This window comes from Pseudomonas sp. SM4 (assembly GCF_051913165.1).
In the GTDB taxonomy this organism is placed as follows: Bacteria; Pseudomonadota; Gammaproteobacteria; order Pseudomonadales; family Pseudomonadaceae; genus Aquipseudomonas.
This window is the reverse complement of the sequence record NZ_JBODOE010000007.1, coordinates 35,782-54,495: the sequence shown is the minus strand read 5'-3', so window position 1 is coordinate 54,495 and position 18,714 is coordinate 35,782. Positions and strand designations below refer to the sequence as shown.

11 protein-coding genes and 1 other RNA gene are annotated in these 18,714 nt (G+C 60.3%); 9 read left to right on the top strand and 3 right to left on the bottom strand.

What is annotated here, in order from left to right; translation table 11 throughout:
* Positions 1–48 precede the first annotated feature (48 nt).
* Both xdhB and xdhA read right to left on the bottom strand, forming a co-directional pair.
* Positions 49–2,448 (bottom strand): xanthine dehydrogenase molybdopterin binding subunit, encoded by a 2,400-nt coding sequence (gene xdhB / locus ACQ4MY_RS14640; RefSeq protein ID WP_008082299.1) that lies wholly within the window; start codon positions 2,446–2,448, stop codon positions 49–51.
* Entirely contained in the window at positions 2,441–3,895 is a 1,455-nt protein-coding gene (gene xdhA, locus ACQ4MY_RS14635; RefSeq protein WP_440095633.1) for a xanthine dehydrogenase small subunit, read from the bottom strand. Before xdhA ends, xdhB begins: the two co-directional genes overlap by 8 nt.
* A gap of 311 nt (positions 3,896–4,206) precedes the next feature.
* On the opposite strand from xdhA, the gene ACQ4MY_RS14630 reads away from it, so the two are divergent.
* The 6 genes from ACQ4MY_RS14630 to ffs all read left to right on the top strand — a co-directional run bounded on the left by ACQ4MY_RS14630 (position 4,207) and on the right by ffs (position 13,762).
* Positions 4,207–4,866: a GntR family transcriptional regulator gene (locus ACQ4MY_RS14630; RefSeq protein WP_008082296.1), complete on the top strand. Its 660-nt coding sequence runs from the start codon at positions 4,207–4,209 to the stop codon at positions 4,864–4,866.
* 2 nt (positions 4,867–4,868) lie between these two features.
* Positions 4,869–8,357: a chromosome segregation protein SMC gene (gene smc, locus ACQ4MY_RS14625; RefSeq protein WP_440095632.1), complete on the top strand. Its 3,489-nt coding sequence runs from the start codon at positions 4,869–4,871 to the stop codon at positions 8,355–8,357.
* Between the two features lie 259 nt (positions 8,358–8,616).
* Positions 8,617–9,480, top strand: coding sequence for a cell division protein ZipA (gene zipA, locus ACQ4MY_RS14620; RefSeq protein ID WP_440095630.1), 864 nt, complete (start codon positions 8,617–8,619; stop codon positions 9,478–9,480).
* Between the two features lie 146 nt (positions 9,481–9,626).
* A complete protein-coding gene (ligA, locus tag ACQ4MY_RS14615; RefSeq protein ID WP_440095629.1) occupies positions 9,627–11,984 on the top strand; it encodes an NAD-dependent DNA ligase LigA in 2,358 nt (785 codons plus the stop codon).
* 314 nt (positions 11,985–12,298) lie between these two features.
* Positions 12,299–13,462 (top strand): zinc-binding metallopeptidase family protein, encoded by a 1,164-nt coding sequence (locus tag ACQ4MY_RS14610; RefSeq protein WP_440095628.1) that lies wholly within the window; start codon positions 12,299–12,301, stop codon positions 13,460–13,462.
* A 203-nt stretch (positions 13,463–13,665) separates the two neighbouring features.
* Positions 13,666–13,762: signal recognition particle sRNA small type (ffs, locus tag ACQ4MY_RS14605), an RNA gene on the top strand.
* A gap of 210 nt (positions 13,763–13,972) precedes the next feature.
* Here ffs and ACQ4MY_RS14600 read toward each other — a convergent pair.
* Positions 13,973–14,722: a substrate-binding periplasmic protein gene (locus ACQ4MY_RS14600; RefSeq protein WP_440095627.1), complete on the bottom strand. Its 750-nt coding sequence runs from the start codon at positions 14,720–14,722 to the stop codon at positions 13,973–13,975.
* 145 nt (positions 14,723–14,867) lie between these two features.
* On the opposite strand from ACQ4MY_RS14600, the gene dnaX reads away from it, so the two are divergent.
* From dnaX to ACQ4MY_RS14585, 3 genes are all read left to right on the top strand, one after another.
* Entirely contained in the window at positions 14,868–16,976 is a 2,109-nt protein-coding gene (dnaX, locus tag ACQ4MY_RS14595; protein ID WP_440095626.1) for a DNA polymerase III subunit gamma/tau, read from the top strand.
* Between the two features lie 67 nt (positions 16,977–17,043).
* Complete coding sequence (locus tag ACQ4MY_RS14590) at positions 17,044–17,382, top strand: YbaB/EbfC family nucleoid-associated protein (protein ID WP_008088817.1); 339 nt, start codon at positions 17,044–17,046, stop codon at positions 17,380–17,382.
* Positions 17,383–17,656: 274 nt separating this feature from the next.
* The gene (locus ACQ4MY_RS14585) at positions 17,657–18,691 is read left to right on the top strand and encodes an NADP-dependent oxidoreductase (protein WP_440095625.1); all 1,035 of its coding nucleotides are present in this window, start codon (positions 17,657–17,659) and stop codon (positions 18,689–18,691) included.
* Positions 18,692–18,714 lie beyond the last annotated feature (23 nt).

Genomic DNA, 18,714 nt, shown 5'->3' with positions numbered 1-18,714 from the left:
CAAAACCCTGTGGGAGCTGGCTTGCCAGCGATTGGCCGCGCCTCGGTTCTAGAGCGGAGCCAACTCGGTTTCAGCCGCGACGGCTTTCACCGCCTTCAACTGACGCATCTGCTCACACCCCCACAACACCCGCTCCGGCGTCGCCGGCGCATCAATCTGCGGCTGGTGCTTGTAGTCACCGAGGCTCGCCACCGCATCCTTGATGGCACACCACGAAGCAATCCCGAGCATGAACGGTGGTTCACCGACAGCCTTGGAATGGAACACCGTGTCTTCCGGGTTCTTGCGGTTTTCCACCAGCTTCACGCGCAGGTCGAGCGGCATGTCCGCCACCGCCGGAATCTTGTAGCTGGCCGGGCCGTTGGTCATCAGCTTGCCTTTGTTGTTCCAGACCAGCTCTTCCATGGTCAGCCAGCCCATCCCCTGGATGAAGCCACCCTCGACCTGACCGATGTCGATGGACGGGTTCAACGAGGCGCCGACGTCGTGAAGAATGTCGGTGCGCAGCATCTTGTACTCGCCGGTCAGGGTGTCGACGATCACTTCGCAGCACGCCGCGCCGAAGGCGAAGTAGTAGAACGGACGGCCACGCGCCTGGCTGCGGTCGTAGTAGATTTTCGGGGTCTTGTAGAAGCCGGTGCTCGACAGCGAGACCTGATTGAAATACGCCTGCTGGATCAGCGCTTCAAAGGTCAGGATGTGGTCGCGAACCCGCACGTGGCCGTTGTGGAATTCGACGTCTTCTTCAGTGACTTTGAAGTGACGCGCAGCGAATTCGACCAGACGTTTCTTGATGATTTCCGCCGCGTTCTGCGCCGCTTTACCGTTCAGGTCAGCGCCGCTGGACGCCGCGGTCGGCGAGGTGTTCGGCACCTTGTCGGTGTTGGTCGCGGTGATCTGCACGCGATCGATTTCCACCTGGAATACTTCAGCCACGACTTGCGCGACTTTGGTGTTCAGGCCCTGACCCATTTCCGTGCCGCCATGGTTCAGATGGATGCTGCCATCGGTGTAGATGTGGATCAGCGCGCCGGCCTGGTTCAAGAAGCTCGCGGTGAAGGAAATACCGAATTTCACCGGGGTCAGCGCCAGGCCTTTTTTCAGGATCGGGCTGTTGGCGTTGTAGCGACGAATCGCTTCGCGACGCTCATGATACTGGCTGCTTTCTTCCAGTTCGGCGGTCATTTCCTCGAGCATGTTGTGCTCGACGGTCTGGTAGTAATGGGTGACGTTGCGCTCGGTCTTGCCGTAGTAGTTGGCCTTGCGCACAGCCAGCGGATCGAGGTGCAGGTGACGGGCTATCGCGTCCATCACTTCTTCGATCGCGACCATGCCTTGCGGGCCACCGAAACCACGGTAAGCGGTGTTCGACGCGGTGTTGGTCTTGCAGCGGTGACCGTTGATGGTCGCGTCGCCCAGGTAGTACGAGTTGTCCGAGTGGAACATCGCGCGGTCAACGATCGAGGCGGACAAGTCCGGCGAGCAACCGCAGTTGCCAGCCAGATCCATATTGATCCCGTGCAGGCGCCCGGTGCTGTCGAAGCCGACGTCGTATTCGACGTAGAACGGGTGGCGCTTGCCGGTCATCAGCATGTCTTCAACGCGCGGCAGGCGCATCTTGGTCGGCTGACCGGTGAGGTGCGCAACCACCGCGCACAGGCATGCCGGGCTGGCGGCCTGAGTTTCCTTGCCACCGAAACCGCCGCCCATGCGGCGCATGTCGACAACGATTTTGTTCATCGACACGTCGAGCACTTCGGCGACCAGTTTTTGCACTTCGGTCGGGTTCTGCGTCGAGCAGTAAACGATCATGCCGCCGTCTTCGGTGGGCATTACCGAGGAGATTTGCGTCTCCAGGTAGAAGTGCTCCTGACCACCAATGTGCAGCGTGCCTTGAATGCGGTGTTCAGCGGTCGCCAGTGCAGAGACCGAATCGCCGCGCTGGTGGGTGTGGCTGTCGAGGACGAAGTGGCGTTTGCGCAAGGCTTCGACCACGTCGAGCACCGGTTCGAGATCTTCGTATTCGATGATCGCGGCCATCGCCGCTTTGCGCGCGGTTTCCAGATCTTTCGCCGCGACGGCGAGCACCGGTTGACCGACGAACTGCACGTCATCGATGGCCAGCAGCGGGTCGCCCGGCATCAGCGGGCCGATGTCTTTCAGGCCCGGCACGTCTTCGTGGGTGATGGCGATACGCACGCCTTCGAAGGCGTAGCACGGCGAGGTATCGATGCTGATGATTTTCGCGTGGGCGCGGTCCGACATGCGTGCATACAGGTGCAACTGGTTGGGGAATTCCAGACGGTCATCGATGTACTGCGCTTCACCGGACACGTGTTTGGCGGCGCTGTCGTGCTTGACGCTGCGGCCGACACCGGAGGTCAGATCCTTGGCGAACAATTCAGCCAGTTCAGCTTGGGTTTTTTCTACGCCGTGATGGTTAGACATAAGCGGTCACCCGAGTCTCGATGTGCGGTGTTTGCAGTTCGATGAAATATTTGCGCAGCAGGTTCTGCGCGCTGAGCAGGCGATATTCCTTGCTGGCGCGGAAGTCCGAGAGCGGGGTGAAATCTTCCGCCAGTGCGGCGCAGGCACGTTCGACCACGGCATTGTTGAACGGCGCACCTATCAGCGCAGCTTCACAGTTAGCTGCGCGTTTCGGGATCGCGGCCATGCCGCCGAAGGCCATGCGTGCATCGGTGATCACGCCGTTTTCCACGCGCAGGTTGAACGCGGCGCAGACGGCGGAGATGTCATCGTCCAGACGCTTGGAGACTTTGTAGGCGCGGAACAACTGTTCAGCCGTGGCGCGCGGCACGATGATCTTCTCGATGAATTCACTTTCCTGACGGGCCGTGACTTTGTAATCGATGAAGTAATCGTCGAGGTTCAGGGTGCGGCGGGTTTCGCCTTTGCACAGCACCACTTGCGCGCCGAGGGCGATCAGCAGCGGTGGCGAGTCACCGATCGGCGAGGCGTTGCCGATGTTGCCGCCGAGGGTGCCCTGGTTGCGGATTTGCAGCGAGGCGAAGCGGTGCAGCAGTTCGCCGAAGTCCGGGTACTCGGCGTTCAACGCTTCGTAGCAGTCGGAGAGGGCGGTGGCGGCGCCGATTTCGATGCGGTCATCGAAGGTTTCGATGCGCTTCATTTCCGCGACGTTGCCGACGTAGATCATCACCGGCAGGGTGCGGTGGAACTGGGTGACTTCCAGCGCCAGATCGGTACCGCCAGCGAGCAGGCGTGCTTGTGGGTAAGCGTCGTAGAGGTCAGCCAGATCGGCAACGGTCAGCGGCACCAGGCAGCGCTTGTCGCCGCTGTTGAGTTCGCCGATATCGGTCGGAGCGATGGCTTTCAGGCGGGCGATAGTGTCCGCTTCGCGGGCATCGAACTGATCCGGTTGCTTGCCGCAGCAGGATTGCTCAGCAGCGGCCAGAATCGGGCGGTAGCCAGTGCAGCGGCAGAGGTTGCCGGCCAGCGCTTCGTGGGCCTTGGCGTGATCCGGTGCATCGCTGTTCTTTTGCAGGGCGAACAGCGACATGACGAAACCGGGGGTGCAGAAACCGCACTGCGAACCGTGGCACTCGACCATGGCTTTCTGCACGCTGTGCAGTTCGCCTTTGTGCTTGAGGTCTTCGACGCTGATCAATTGTTTGCCGTGCAGCGACGAAACAAAGGTCAGGCACGAGTTGAGGCTGCGATAGCGAATGTGTTCGCGGCCATCGTCATCCGTTTGCAACTCACCGACCACCACGGTGCAGGCGCCGCAGTCACCGCTGGCGCAACCTTCTTTGGTGCCGGATTTACCAACGTGTTCACGCAGGTAATTGAGCACAGTCAGATTCGGGTCCAGGGCGTGCTCGCTACGGAGTTCCTGGTTAAGTAAAAACTGGATCACGGAAGGCCTCGCAGACTCATTATTGTTGTTAACCGACGTGAACCGAATTTAGCAGGTCTGACTTTTCGGTCAATGGTTTTCTGACTTAAAGGTCAGGAAAATCCATTTCGTCGATCAACAACGTGTCTATTCAGTATTGACCTTCATTGGTCAGCCTGGTTTTTTGTTTGGTTTTCTAAATTTTTTGTTTGGTTTTCTAAAGAAAACTGCGGGATTCGTGCCAAAAACCGCCGAGTGGGCACTCCGCCATGACCGTGCATTTGCGCTACACTGCGCCGCTTGTGCAGATCGATAGAGTTTGAAGGACAACCATGACGTTCAAGGCGCCGGACAGCCTCGCCGAGCAAATTGCTCACCACCTCGCCGAACGCATCATTCGTGGCGAAATGAAGCCGGGAGAGCGCATCCAGGAACAGAAGGTCACGCTGGCACTGAATGTCAGCCGCGGTTCGGTCCGCGAAGCCTTGCTGATCCTCGAACGCCGGCACCTGATCGCGATCCTGCCGCGCCGTGGCGCGCACGTCACCGAGCTGACGCCGCACAAGGTGCAGAGCCTGTGCACGCTGATGAGCGAGCTGTACATCCTGCTCGGCAACTCGGTGGCCAACGGCTGGCAAGTGCAGTCGGACATGGCGCCGTTCGTGCAGATTCAGCAGCGCCTGACCGCCAGTTTCGAGCGTCAGGACATCCGCAGCTTCGTCGACGACAGCTTCAGCGTGATGCGCGCCGCCTATCCGTTCGCCAATAACCCTTACCTGCAAGAAACGGTCGAGAACCTGCAACCGGCGATGAGCCGCGCCTACTTCCTCGCCCTCGAACAGCGCAAGGCTTCAATGAGCGAGTTCCTCGAACTGTTCGAACGCCTGCTGGCCGCCGTGCTTGCCCGTGATTTGCCGCAGATCCGCATCGTGCTGACGGCTTACGCCCAGCGCAGCTGCGATCTGGTGGTTTCCGCGCTGACGGTTGCCTAAGCGTGCGGCTCAAGTGCATCAAGCTGGCGGGATTCAAATCCTTCGTCGACCCGACCACGGTGAACTTCCCCAGTAACATGGCGGCGGTCGTCGGGCCGAACGGTTGCGGCAAGTCGAACATCATCGACGCCGTCCGCTGGGTGATGGGCGAGAGTTCGGCGAAGAACCTGCGTGGCGAGTCGATGACCGACGTCATCTTCAACGGTTCGACCAGCCGCAAACCGGTGAGTCAGGCGAGCATCGAGCTGGTCTTCGACAACTCCGACGGCACCTTGCTCGGCGAGTACGCGGCCTACGCGGAAATCTCGATTCGCCGCAAAGTCACCCGCGACAGCCAGACCACCTATTACCTCAACGGCACCAAATGCCGTCGTCGCGACATCACCGATATTTTCCTCGGCACCGGCCTCGGCCCGCGCAGCTATTCGATCATCGAGCAGGGGATGATCTCCAAGCTGATCGAATCCAAGCCGGAAGACCTGCGCAACTTCATCGAAGAAGCCGCCGGTATCTCGAAATATAAAGAGCGCCGCCGCGAGACCGAAAATCGTATCCGCCGCACCCACGAAAACCTTGCGCGTCTGACCGACCTGCGCGATGAGCTGGAACGACAACTCGAGCGTCTGCACCGTCAGGCCGAAGCCGCTAAGAAGTATCAGGAATTCAAAGCCGAGGAGCGTCAGCTCAAGGCGCAACTGTCGGCGCTGCGCTGGCAGGATCTCAACGATCAGGTCGGCCAGCGCGAGTCGATCATCGGCACGCAGGAAATCAGTTTTGAAGCCTTGGTCGCCGAGCAGCGCAATGCCGACGCGGCCATCGAACGCTTGCGTGACGGGCACCATGACCTGTCCGAACGCTTCAATCTGGTGCAGGGGCGCTTTTATTCGGTCGGCGGCGACATCGCCCGGGTCGAGCAGAGCATCCAGCACGGCCAGCAACGTCTGCGTCAGTTGCAGGACGATCTGAAAGAAGCCGAGCGCGCACGTCTGGAAACCGAATCGCACCTGGGCCACGACCGCACGTTGCTGCTGACCCTCGGCGAAGAGCTGGACATGCTCACCCCCGAGCAAGAAGTCACCAGCGCCGCCGCCGAAGAAGCCGCAGCCGCGCTGGAAGATTCCGAAAGCGTCATGCACGGCTGGCAGGAGCAGTGGGACGCCTTCAACCTGACCGCCGCCGAACCGCGCCGCCAGGCCGAAGTGCAGCAGTCGCGCATTCAGCAGCTGGAAACCAGTATGGAGCGTCTGGCTGATCGGCAAAAGCGTCTTGGCGAAGAGCGCGCGTTACTCTCGGCTGACCCCGAAGACGCGGCGATCATGGAACTCAACGAGCAGCTCGCCGAGTCCGAAGCGACCCTCGAAGATTTGCAGACCAGTGAAGAAGCGCAGGTCGAAAAACTTGAACAACTGCGCCAGGAATTGCAGCAAGCACTGACCGCGCAGCAACAGGCGCAAGGTGATTTGCAGCGCCTCAATGGTCGTCTCGCGTCCCTCGAAGCGTTGCAGCAAGCCGCGCTTGATCCGGGCACCGGCACCGCCGAGTGGCTGAAGGAACATAACCTCGCCGAGCGTCCGCGTCTGGCCGAAGGACTGAAGGTCGAAGCCGGATGGGAACTGGCGGTGGAAACCGTGCTCGGCGCCGATCTGCAAGCGGTGTTGGTCGACGATTTCAGCGGCTTCGATTTGTCCGGTTTTACTCAGGGCGATCTGCGCCTGCTCAGCCCGGCCAGCGATGGCGTGCGGGTGGCGGGCAGCTTGCTGGACAAAGTTGATGCGCAGATCGATCTGTCGCCGTGGCTGGGTCAGGTCAAACCGGTCGACAGCCTTGAGCAAGCCTTGGCTTTGCGCGGGCAATTGAGCGCTGGTGAGAGCCTGATCAGTCGTGACGGTTACTGGGTCGGTCGGCACTTTTTACGCGTACGACGTGCCAGCGAAGCAGAAAGCGGCATGCTCGCCCGTGGCCAGGAAATCGAAGCGCTGCACCTCGAACGCGAAGAGAAAGAAGCCACGGTCGAGGCCATGGAAACCCGTCTGCAAACTCTCCGTGCGCAACAGCGCCAGCAGGAAAACGGTCGCGAACATTTGCGCCGATTGCTGCAAGACGAAGCGCGTCAGCAAGGTGAATTGAAAGCCCAGTTGTCGGCCGGCAAAGCCAAGGCCGAGCAACTGACTCTGCGTCGTACCCGTCTCGATGAAGAGTTGATCGAACTCGGCGAACAGCGCGAGCTTGAGCACGAACAAGTCGGCGAAGCGCGCATGCAATTGCAGGACGCGCTGGATGCCATGGCGCTGGACACCGAGCAGCGCGAGTTGCTGCTGGCCCAGCGCGACAGCCTGCGCGAACGCCTCGACCGCGTGCGTCAGGAAGCGCGCCAGCACAAGGATCATGCGCATCAACTGGCCGTGCGTCTTGGCTCGTTGCGCGCGCAACACGACTCCACGCGCCAGGCGCTCGAGCGTCTGGAAATGCAGGCCGAGCGCCTGACTGAAAAGCGCGAACAGTTGAGTCTGAACCTGGAGGAGGGCGAGGCACCGCTGGAAGAGCTGCGTCTGAAACTCGAAGAGCTGCTCGACAAGCGCATGACTGTCGACGAAGAACTCAAGACCGCGCAGATCGCCCTCGAAGACGCCGACCGCGAACTGCGCGATGCAGAAAAACGCCGGACCCAGGCCGAGCAGCAATCACAATTGATTCGCGGCCAACTCGAACAGCAGCGCATGGAATGGCAAGCCCTGACGGTGCGGCGCAAGGCTTTGCAGGATCAATTGCTCGAAGACGGCTACGATCTGAATGGCGTGCTCGCGACATTAACCGCGCAAGCCAGTGAACGCGAAGCTGAAGAAGAACTCGAACGCATCAGCGCGCGGATTCAGCGCCTGGGTGCGATCAACCTCGCGGCCATCGATGAATACACGCAACAGTCCGAGCGTAAACGTTATCTGGACGCGCAGAATGCCGATCTGGTCGAAGCGCTGGAGACCCTCGAGAACGTAATCCGCAAGATCGACAAGGAGACCCGCAACCGCTTCAAAGATACCTTTGATCAGATCAATGGCGGTTTACAGGCACTTTTTCCAAAAGTTTTCGGTGGTGGACGGGCGTATTTGGAACTGACGGGCGAAGATCTACTCGATACAGGGGTAACGATCATGGCGCAGCCGCCAGGGAAGAAGAACAGCACCATCCATTTGCTCTCCGGCGGGGAGAAAGCCCTCACCGCGCTGGCACTGGTTTTTGCCATCTTCAAGTTGAACCCGGCGCCGTTCTGCATGCTCGATGAGGTTGACGCACCGCTGGATGACGCTAACGTTGGACGCTACGCACGCTTGGTCAAAGAGATGTCGCAGACCGTGCAGTTCATCTATATCACCCACAACAAGATCGCCATGGAAATGGCCGAGCAGTTGATGGGCGTAACGATGCATGAACCGGGTTGTTCGCGACTGGTAGCCGTGGATGTCGAGGAGGCGATGGCGATGGTGGACGCCTGAGCCAGCGTGGTGTCGGAAAGGTAATTAAGAGCTGTAGGACTTTTTTACCGCGTTCGACTTGCTGGCCAATCGACATATTCGCGCAAGCCAATGAGACAGACGGTGTAAAGTTGTCTTTGGTCGTGCTAGTTTAATGTCAATTTTTCGTATACGTGGGCAAAACGCCTGTCAGAACATAGAGTTGGCGCCACGTTTTAAAGCGGTTTGCACAATGTAAACCCCTTATTTTTCAGCATTTTTTATAGAGGCACGGGATTACATGGAAATCGGTCTGCGCGAGTGGCTGATCGTCATCGGCATCATTGTGATAGCCGGTATTCTTTTCGATGGCTGGCGCCGTATGCGCGGCGGCAAGGGAAAACTGAAATTCCGTCTTGACCGAAGTCTGTCCAACCTGCCGGACGAGGACACCAGCGCTGAGCTGTTGGGCCCGGCCCGCGTGCTGGACACGCATAAAGAGCCACAACTGGACGAACACGATCTGCCATCGGTGAGCATGCCGGCCCGCGAAGCACGCGAGCCTCGCGAATCCGGCTCGAAACGTGGCAAGCGTGGCGGCAAGGGTTCGGCGCAGGGCGACTTGAACCTGGATCTGGATCTGGACGACGGCCCGAGCTTCAGTAGCCGTGACGACGACTTCGTTGAAGACACCAAGCCTGCGCCTGCCGTGGTCGACAAAGACCAGCCGCAAGCCGAAGAAGTGCTGGTGATCAGCGTGATCTGCCGTGACGCTGCCGGCTTCAAAGGCCCGGCGCTGTTGCAGAACATTCTCGAAAGCGGTCTGCGTTTTGGCGAGATGGATATTTTCCACCGTCACGAAAGCATGGCTGGCAACGGCGAAGTGCTGTTCTCCATGGCCAACGCGGTCAAACCGGGCATCTTCGATCTGGACGACATAGACCATTTCAGCACCCCGGCGGTGAGCTTCTTCCTCGGTCTGCCAGGCCCGCGTCATCCGAAGCAGGCTTTCGACGTGATGGTCGCTGCAGCGCGCAAGCTGTCGCAGGAACTGAACGGCGAGCTGAAAGATGATCAGCGCAGCGTGCTGACCGCGCAAACGATCGAGCACTATCGTCAGCGTATCGTCGAATTCGAACGTCGCGCTTTGACCCAGAAGCGCTAAGGCCAGATCAAAAGATCGCAGCCTGCGGCAGCTCCTACAGAGGATCGCGATCCTGTAGGAGCTGTCGAGTGCAACGAGGCTGCGATCTTTTTAAGGATGAAACTGGAGCAGCCTCGGCTGCTCTTTTGCTTTATGAGAGAACACCCATGACCGCCGCCAAAAACCGCATCCTAGAACTGCGCGCTGAACTCGATCAGCACAACTACCGTTACCACGTCCTCGACGAGCCGAGCATTCCGGACGCCGAGTACGACCGGTTGTTCCACGAGCTCAAGGCGCTGGAAGCGGCCAACCCGGAACTGATCACCAGCGACTCGCCAACCCAGCGCGTCGGCAGCGTGGCGCTCACCGCGTTCACCCAGGTGCGTCACGAAGTGCCGATGCTCAGCCTCGGCAACGCATTTGAAGAAAGCGACATGCGCGAGTTTGATCGCCGCGTCACCGACGGTCTGGATCTGCCGGTCGGCGATCTGTTTGGCGGCAGTGCGGCGGTGGAATACAGCTGCGAGCCGAAGCTCGATGGCCTGGCGGTCAGCCTGCTGTATCAGGACGGCGTATTGGTACGCGGCGCCACGCGCGGCGACGGCACCACCGGCGAAGACATCAGCGTCAACGTACGTACCGTGCGCAATATCCCGCTGAAGCTGCACGGCGAAGGCTGGCCGGCAACGCTGGAAGTGCGCGGTGAAGTGTTTATGTCCAAGGCCGGTTTCGAGCGCCTCAACGCCTCGCAACTGGAAGTCGGCGGCAAGACCTTCGCCAACCCGCGCAACGCAGCGGCCGGCAGCTTGCGTCAGCTCGATTCGAAGATTACCGCCAACCGGCCACTGGAATTCTGCTGCTACGGCATCGGTCAGGTCTCCCACGATATTTCCGACACCCACATCGGCAACCTCAAGCAGTTGCAGAAGTGGGGCATGCCGATCAGCCATGAGCTGAAACTGGCAAAAGGCATCGACGAGTGCCTGGATTACTACCGCGACATCGGCGCGCGCCGTAACGCGCTGACCTATGAAATCGACGGCGTGGTGTTCAAGGTCAACAGCATTGCCGATCAGCGCGAACTGGGCTTCCGCGCCCGCGAACCGCGTTGGGCGATCGCGCATAAATTCCCGGCGATGGAAGAACTCACCGAGCTGCTCGACGTGGAATTTCAAGTCGGTCGTACCGGCGCTGTCACGCCGGTCGCGCGTCTGAAGCCGGTCAAAGTCGCTGGCGTCACCGTGGCCAACGCCACGTTGCACAACATGGACGAAGTCGCGCGTCTGGGCCTGATGATCGGCGACACCGTGATCATTCGCCGTGCCGGTGATGTGATTCCGCAAGTGGTGCAAGTGGTCATGGATCGCCGCCCGGAAAACGCACGCGCGGTGCAGATCCCGGAGAGCTGCCCGGTGTGCGGCTCGCACGTTGAGCGCACGCAACTGATCAAGCGCAGCAAGGGCAAGGAAACCATCAGCGAAGGCGCTGTGTATCGCTGCGTCGGGCGTCTGGCCTGTGGTGCGCAGTTAAAGCAGGCGATCATTCACTTCGTCTCGCGCCGGGCAATGGACATCGAAGGCCTTGGCGACAAGAGCGTCGAGCAACTGGTCGATGAGGGTCTGGTCAGTTCGCCGGCCGATCTGTATGCGCTGAAGTTCGACGACATCGTCGATCTCGAAGGTTTTGCCGAGGTGTCCAGTAACAAGCTGCTGGCGGCCATCGAGGACAGCAAGAAGCCGAGCCTCGCGCGCTTCATCTATGCGCTGGGCATTCCTGATGTCGGCGAAGAGACCGCCAAGGTGCTGGCGCGCTCGCTGGGTTCGCTGGAGCGGGTGCAGCAGGCGTTGCCACAAGTGCTGACGTATCTGCCGGATGTCGGTCTGGAAGTGGCGCACGAGATTCACAGCTTCTTTGAAGATGCGCATAACCAGCAGGTGATTACCGAGTTGCTCGGCCATGGTTTGCAGATTCAGGATCAGGGTGAGTTGGGAGCGGAATTCGCGGCCAGTACCACGCTGGGTGGTTTCCTCGACAAATTGCACATTCCTTCGGTCGGCCCTGGTGGCGCGCAGAAACTGGCGGACAAATTTGGCTCGCTGGAGGCGGTGATGAACGCTGACTGGCTGGACATGCGTCAGGCGTTGCCGGAGAAACAGGCGAATTCGGTTCGCGAGTTTTTTGCCTTGCCTGAGAACCGGCAACTGGCCGAGGCCTCCGAGAAGCAGCTGCGTGATTTCGGCATGCATTGGCAGAGCGAGAAGAAAGTCGTCGAAGGCTTGCCGCTGTCCGGTGAGACTTGGGTGCTGACGGGCAAGGTCGAGTTGATGAGCCGTGATGTCGCCAAGGATCACCTGGAAAGCCTGGGCGCGAAGGTTGCCGGTTCGGTCTCGGCGAAGACTCATTGTGTGGTTGCAGGCCCTGGTGCCGGTTCCAAACTGACCAAGGCCAATGAGCTGGGCGTGAAAGTGATGGACGAAGAAACCTTCATCGCCTTCCTCAAAACCCATGGCCTTCAGGTCTGACACAAAACCCACGGCCTTCAGGTCTGACACAAAGCCCATGGCCTTCAGGTCTGACACAAAACCCTGGCCTTCAGGTCTGACACAAAACCCTGTGGCGAGGGGATTTATCCCCGTTCGGCGACGCAGTCGTCGCAAAACCGTACAACGCGGTACATCTGACTAACCGCGTTGTATGGATTTGGGGTCGCTTCGCAACCCAACGGGGATAAATCCCCTCGCCACAATGGTGCAATCACCTGGTTGCACCGTTATGGGTGGGAACGATGTTGTCATGGGAATGATCTAGTCTTGGCTAGCCCCAGGGAGAGATCGCCATGCACCGCTTTTTCGAGCAGCTCAGTTCTCGCATCATCGCGCCGTTCATGGCCGAATCCTCACGCAACAGCAAAGTCTGGCCGTGCCGCTGCGGCCAGTCGTTGTTCTTTCGCAACAGCCAGTGCCTGGCCTGCAATGCGTTGCTTGGCTACCAACCGGAAGAAAGCCGCATCACCTCGCTGTCGCCCGGCGCGGAGAACGGCACCTGGACACTGGATGCCGGTCCCGACGCAGGGCTCTATCGCCGCTGCGCCAACCTCGACACCCCGGCCGCGTGTAACTGGCTGCTGCCGGCCAGCGTTGACGACGCTTTGTGCGTCGCCTGCAGCCTCAACCGCACCATCCCCGACCTGTCCGACCCGGAAAACCCCGAGCGCTGGCGCAAAGTCGAAATCGCCAAGCGTCGCCTCGTCGCGCAACTGATCACCCTCGGCCTGCCCGTCATTCCGAAAACCGTGGATGAAGACACCGGCCTGGCGTTCGATTTCATCGGTGTCGACCTCCAGGGCAACGCACCGATGACCGGCCATGCCAACGGGTTGATCACCCTCGACATCAAAGAAGCCGACGATGCCCATCGCGAGCAGGTGAGGGCGCAGATGCACGAACCCTATCGCACGCTGCTCGGGCATTTTCGTCATGAGGTCGGCCACTATTACTGGGATCGATTGATCGCCAACGGCCCATGGCTGGGATCGTTTCGTAGTCTGTTCGGCGACGAGCGCGCCAGTTACGCCGAAGCACTGGATCGTCATTACCAGCAGGGCGCGCCACTCGACTGGCCGCAGCACTACGTCAGCGCCTACGCAACCATGCACCCGTGGGAAGACTGGGCGGAAACCTGGGCGCATTACCTGCACATGATGGACGCGGTGGACACCGCGCTGGGCTTCGGCATGAGCGCGCGGGAAATGGATTTCGACTACCAGCCGTTTCCGACCAGCACGCTGTACGACCCGGAACATCCCGGCGGCGAGGCGTTTCTGTCGTTCGTCAACGCATGGATCGAGCTGGCCGGGATGCTCAATGAACTGTCACGCAGCATGGGGCAGCCAGATTTCTACCCGTTCGTGCTGCCGGCGCCGGCGATTGCCAAGTTGCACTTTATTCATCTGGTGATTCAGCAGGCGGGCGGTAGGGCGGACGAGGTGTTGGCGCTATAAGGTCAAAAGATCGCAGCCTGCGGCAGCTCCTACAGGTGAACGCGCATCCATGTAGGAGCTGCCGCAGGCTCGGGCCGCGATCGGACGATCTTTATGTCCTTGAAGCGATTCATATTTTTAATCTGCAACCAACGGTTGTAACTTCGTCTCAGATAGGTACAATGGCGCGGCTCGCCGACAGGCAAGCGTCGTTATGGTGACCCCATCGGTCCCCCCGCAACGATTACCCGTGAACCTGGTCAGAGCCGGAAGGCAGCAGCCACAGCGGGAACATTGTGTGCCGGGGTGTGGCTGGTGGGGTTACCACCTTAACGAACAATCGAACGCTTCAACCAGAACTGCATGGGTTTCGCCCACTGCGGTTTTTTTGTGTCTGCGATTTGCCGTCCCGACACAAATCCCACTGCTGATGAGGATACTGTGGGAGCTGGCTTGCCAGCGATAGCGGTGGGTCAAGTTCATCTATTTCACTGAAAATCCGCAATCGCTGGCAAGCCAGCTCCCACAAGGTTACGGGGTGTTGTCGGAGTGGCCGGTGTAGAGCCGGATAATCTCATCAATCTCCCCCGACATTTGCATCCGCAGCAACGTGCGCAATATCCGCTGCACCGGCACTTTCGGATCATTCCTCACGTAACAACCGACTTTCTGTTCCTGCAACACGGCGACACCTTGCAGTTGTTGTGCGGGCATCAGGCGCTGATTGAACCAGTCAAGCGTCCACTGATTGCTCACCGCATAGCGATAACGCCCGGCCAGCAGCTTCTCCAGCACCTGCTCCTGATTGCGCGCATCTTCACGTTGCAGGCGATCGGCATCGAACAGCGGTTGCAGAGTCGGGTAGGTGTAGCCAAGGACGGTGCCGATGGATTGGCGGGGCAGGTGAGCGGGATCGGCACTGGCCGGCTGATCCTTGCGGCTGATCAGCAGATCGCGCTGAAACAACAGCGGCAGACTCCAGATGTAATCCCCCGACTGATTCGGCAGCCACGACTGCGCGGCATAGCAGCGCACGTCAATCTCGCCATGCTCCATCGCCGTCTGCACGCGGGCGCGCGGCAGCACGTGAAACTCGGCCGGTACGCCGACCTGCGTGGCCAGGCTGAGCATCAGGTCGTAAAGAATGCCCTGCGTCGGGCGGCCGCGCTCGAACTGCACCATCGGCATCGCCCAACTGTCGGGCATGGCGAAGCGCAACGGCGGTTCCGCTGCCGTCACGCTCAGGCTGATTGCCAGCAGTGCCCCCAAGGCCCAACGCATAAACGCTCCGGTAATTCCCGCTCCTGAGCCGATAAAAGCCTCTGCTGATGCAGCTTAGCCACATTAGACGAGGACACCGGATGCAATTTTGCCCTTGCTCCGCTAGCATTAGCCGCTTCTGCTTCCTTCGCTGCGACGGTTTTCGATGAGTTATCAGGTTCTTGCACGTAAATGGCGTCCGCGCTCGTTCCGCGAAATGGTCGGCCAGACCCATGTGCTCAAGGCTCTGATCAATGCCTTGGACAGCCAGCGGCTGCACCACGCGTACCTGTTTACCGGTACGCGCGGGGTGGGTAAAACCACGATTGCGCGGATCATTGCCAAATGCCTGAACTGTGAAACAGGTATCACTTCCAGCCCGTGCGGCGAGTGCTCGGTGTGCCGTGAAATCGACGAGGGCCGTTTCGTCGACCTGATCGAGATCGACGCCGCGAGCCGCACCAAGGTCGAAGACACCCGCGAGCTGCTCGACAACGTGCAGTACGCGCCAAGCCGTGGGCGCTTCAAGGTCTACCTGATCGACGAAGTGCACATGCTTTCCAGCCATTCTTTCAATGCGCTGTTGAAAACCCTCGAAGAGCCGCCGCCGTACGTCAAGTTCATCCTCGCGACCACTGACCCGCAGAAACTTCCAGCAACGATTTTGTCGCGCTGCCTGCAGTTCTCCCTCAAGAACATGACGCCGGAGCGTGTGGTCGAACATTTGACCCACGTCCTGACCGCCGAAAACGTGCCGTTCGAAGACGATGCACTGTGGCTGCTCGGTCGCGCCGCTGACGGTTCGATGCGTGACGCCATGAGCCTGACCGATCAGGCCATCGCCTTCGGTGAAGGCAAGGTGCTTGCCACCGACGTGCGGGCGATGCTCGGCACGCTGGATCACGGTCAGGTCTATGACGTCCTGCATTCGTTGATCGAAGGCGACGCCAAGGCGCTGCTTGAAGCGGTGCGTCACCTGGCCGAGCAGGGCCCGGACTGGAATGGCGTGCTCTCGGAAATTCTCAACGTGTTGCACCGCGTGGCCATCGCTCAGGCGCTGCCGGAAGGCGTCGACAACGGCCATGGCGATCGCGATCGCGTGTTGGCACTGGCACAAGCCTTGCCGGCTGAAGATGTGCAGTTCTATTACCAGATGGGCCTGATCGGCCGCCGCGATTTGCCGTTGGCGCCGGACCCGCGCGGCGGGTTTGAAATGGTCCTGCTGCGGATGCTCGCCTTCCGGCCCGCTGATACGGCGGACGCCCCGAGGCAACCGCTAAAGCCAGTGGGGATCAGCCAGGCCACAGTTGATTCCGCAAATTCAGTGGCTGCCGCGCCCAAGCCTGCGCCGGTAGTTGCTGCGGCTGTTGCACCGACACCGATGCCTGCGCAAGTTCCTGAGCCAGTGGCTGCACCGGCACCCGAGCCCGCGCCTGCGCCGGTTGCTCCTGTTGCAGAGCCTGAGCCGGCGCCCGTTATCGCCGAAGCGGTCGCCGAAGCCGTCGTCGATCTGCCGTGGAACGATCCCGTAGAGGCCGAGCCAGAGGCTGAGCCAGAACAGCAGCCAGCCGTCGAGCCCATGCTGGAAACCGCCGCCGAGCAGCCCGAATTGCCGCCGATGCCGTTGCCGACCCCGGACAGCGTCGTCCCAGACGCGCCGGAGTGGGCCGCTGCGCCTATCCCTGAGCCATCAGTCGCCGACGTCGACGCCGCCACACCGGGCATGGACGGGGACGACGAGCCGCCGCTGGACGAGGATTACATCGAGCCGGACCTCGATTCGGCCTACAGCTACCTTGACGAACTGGCCAGTGAACACGCTGCCGAACCCGCCCCGGAACCTGAGCCAGAGCCTGCTGCCGCGCCAGCGACCGGTCTGGCGTTGCAATGGCTGGAGCTGTTCCCGAAACTGCCGATCTCCGGCATGACCGGGAGTATCGCCGCCAACTGCACGTTGATCGCCGTCGATGGCGATCACTGGCTGCTGCACCTGGACCCGGCGCACAGCGCACTGTTCAACGCCACTCAACAGCGTCGTCTCAACGATGCATTGAATCAGTACCACGGCCGCACGCTGACGCTGACCATGGAGCTGATCAAGCCCGAACAGGAAACCCCGGCCCAGGCGGCGTCCCGTAAACGCGTGAACCGTCAGCGTGAAGCGGAGGAGTCGATCCACGGCGATCCGTTCATCCAGCAGATGGTTCAGCAGTTTGGCGCGGTGGTGCGACACGATACTATTGAACCTGTCGATGCCTTGGTCGCCCAAGGCTAATATCTGAAGGCGCTCGGCCGCGATGGCCGGGCGCTGTTTTGATCCAAGTACTTTTGAGGTGATTCCCATGATGAAAGGTGGCATGGCCGGCCTGATGAAGCAGGCGCAGCAGATGCAGGAAAAAATGGCCAAGATGCAGGAAGAACTGGCCAACGCTGAAGTCACCGGCAAGGCCGGCGGCGACATGGTCACCGTGGTGATGACCGGTCGTCACGACGTCAAAAGCGTGAGCATCGACCCAAGCCTGGTTGAAGGCCTGAGCGAAGACGACAAAGAAATGCTCGAAGCCGTTGTGGCTGCCGCCGTCAACGACGCCGTGCGCAAGATCGAAGCCAGCAGCCAGGAAAAAATGGGCGGCATGACTGCCGGCATGAACCTGCCTGCGGGTATGAAACTGCCATTCTGATTCGCCAAGCGGCGGCAGATGAGCTACACAAAATGCCAGGCCTCGCGCCTGGCATTTTTGTTTCCGGCCCATCACCAGAGCACCCTGTAGGAGCTGTCGAGTGCAACGAGGCTGCGATCTTTTGATCCTGATCTTTAAACCAAAAAATCAAGATCAAAAGATCGCAGCGTGCCGCAGCTCCTACATGAATGTCGTGCGAAACATCGAACGCGCAAAAGCCGCAACGGTCTGCTCCCTATACCCGCTGAATTCATCATTCACAGGAGACGCTGACATGTCCGATCCTCTTACCCTCAATCAACGCTTCGTCCTCGCCTCGCGCCCGGTTGGCGCGCCGACACCGGAAAACTTCCGCCTCGAACGCGAAGCGCTGCCGGATCTGCAGGACGGCCAGGTATTGCTGAAAACCCTCTACCTGTCCCTCGACCCCTACATGCGCGGGCGCATGAGCGATGCACCGTCCTACGCCGCCCCGGTACAAATCGGCGAGGTGATGACCGGTGGCGCTGTCAGCCGTGTCGAGGATTCGCGTCATCCGAAGTTTCATAAAGGCGATCTGGTGGTCGGTGCCACAGGCTGGCAAAGCCACAGCATCAGTGACGGCCGCAACATCATCCCGATCCCGTCGGGGTTGCCGAGCCCGTCGATGGCCCTCGGCGTCCTGGGCATGCCCGGCACGACCGCGTACATGGGCCTGATGGACATCGGCCAGCCGAAAGAAGGCGAGACCCTTGTGGTCGCCGCGGCTTCCGGTGCGGTGGGCTCGGTGGTCGGCCAAGTGGCGAAAATCAAAGGTTTGCGTGCGGTTGGCGTGGCCGGCGGCGCCGAGAAGTGCAAATACGTTGTCGAAGAGCTGGGATTTGACGCCTGCATCGACCACAAGGCTCCTGACTTCGCCGAAAAACTGGCCGAGGCCTGCCCCGACGGTATCGACATCTATTACGAAAACGTCGGTGGCCATGTATTCGACGCGGTCGTGCCGTTGCTCAACGCGAAGGCACGCATTCCGCTGTGCGGCCTTATCGCCGGTTACAACGCCTCTGAAGCCCCTGAAGGCCCGGATCGCCTGCCGATGCTGCAACGTACGCTGTTGACCAAGCGCGTGCGCATCCAGGGCTTTATCGTGTTTGACGATTACGGTGATCGTCAGCCGGAGTTCGTCAGCCACATGGTGCCGTGGGTGCGCGACGGCAAGGTCAAATTCCGCGAGGACGTGGTCGAAGGCCTGGAGCAGGCGCCTGAAGCGTTTATCGGTCTGCTGGAAGGGCGCAACTTCGGCAAACTGGTGGTGAAGGTCGCCCAGGACTGAGTATTTGACGCTGGCCAGAGGCG

Bases quoted from the DNA above. Each gene is read 5' to 3' on its own strand.
- xdhB (WP_008082299.1), bottom strand. From the start codon at position 2,448: ATGTCTAACCATCACGGCGTAGAAAAAACCCAAGCTGAACTGGCTGAA.
- ACQ4MY_RS14630 (WP_008082296.1), top strand. From the start codon at position 4,207: ATGACGTTCAAGGCGCCGGACAGCCTCGCCGAGCAAATTGCTCACCAC.
- zipA (WP_440095630.1), top strand. From the start codon at position 8,617: ATGGAAATCGGTCTGCGCGAGTGGCTGATCGTCATCGGCATCATTGTG.
- ligA (WP_440095629.1), top strand. From the start codon at position 9,627: ATGACCGCCGCCAAAAACCGCATCCTAGAACTGCGCGCTGAACTCGAT.
- ACQ4MY_RS14610 (WP_440095628.1), top strand. From the start codon at position 12,299: ATGCACCGCTTTTTCGAGCAGCTCAGTTCTCGCATCATCGCGCCGTTC.
- ACQ4MY_RS14600 (WP_440095627.1), bottom strand. From the start codon at position 14,722: ATGCGTTGGGCCTTGGGGGCACTGCTGGCAATCAGCCTGAGCGTGACG.
- dnaX (WP_440095626.1), top strand. From the start codon at position 14,868: ATGAGTTATCAGGTTCTTGCACGTAAATGGCGTCCGCGCTCGTTCCGC.
- ACQ4MY_RS14590 (WP_008088817.1), top strand. From the start codon at position 17,044: ATGATGAAAGGTGGCATGGCCGGCCTGATGAAGCAGGCGCAGCAGATG.
- ACQ4MY_RS14585 (WP_440095625.1), top strand. From the start codon at position 17,657: ATGTCCGATCCTCTTACCCTCAATCAACGCTTCGTCCTCGCCTCGCGC.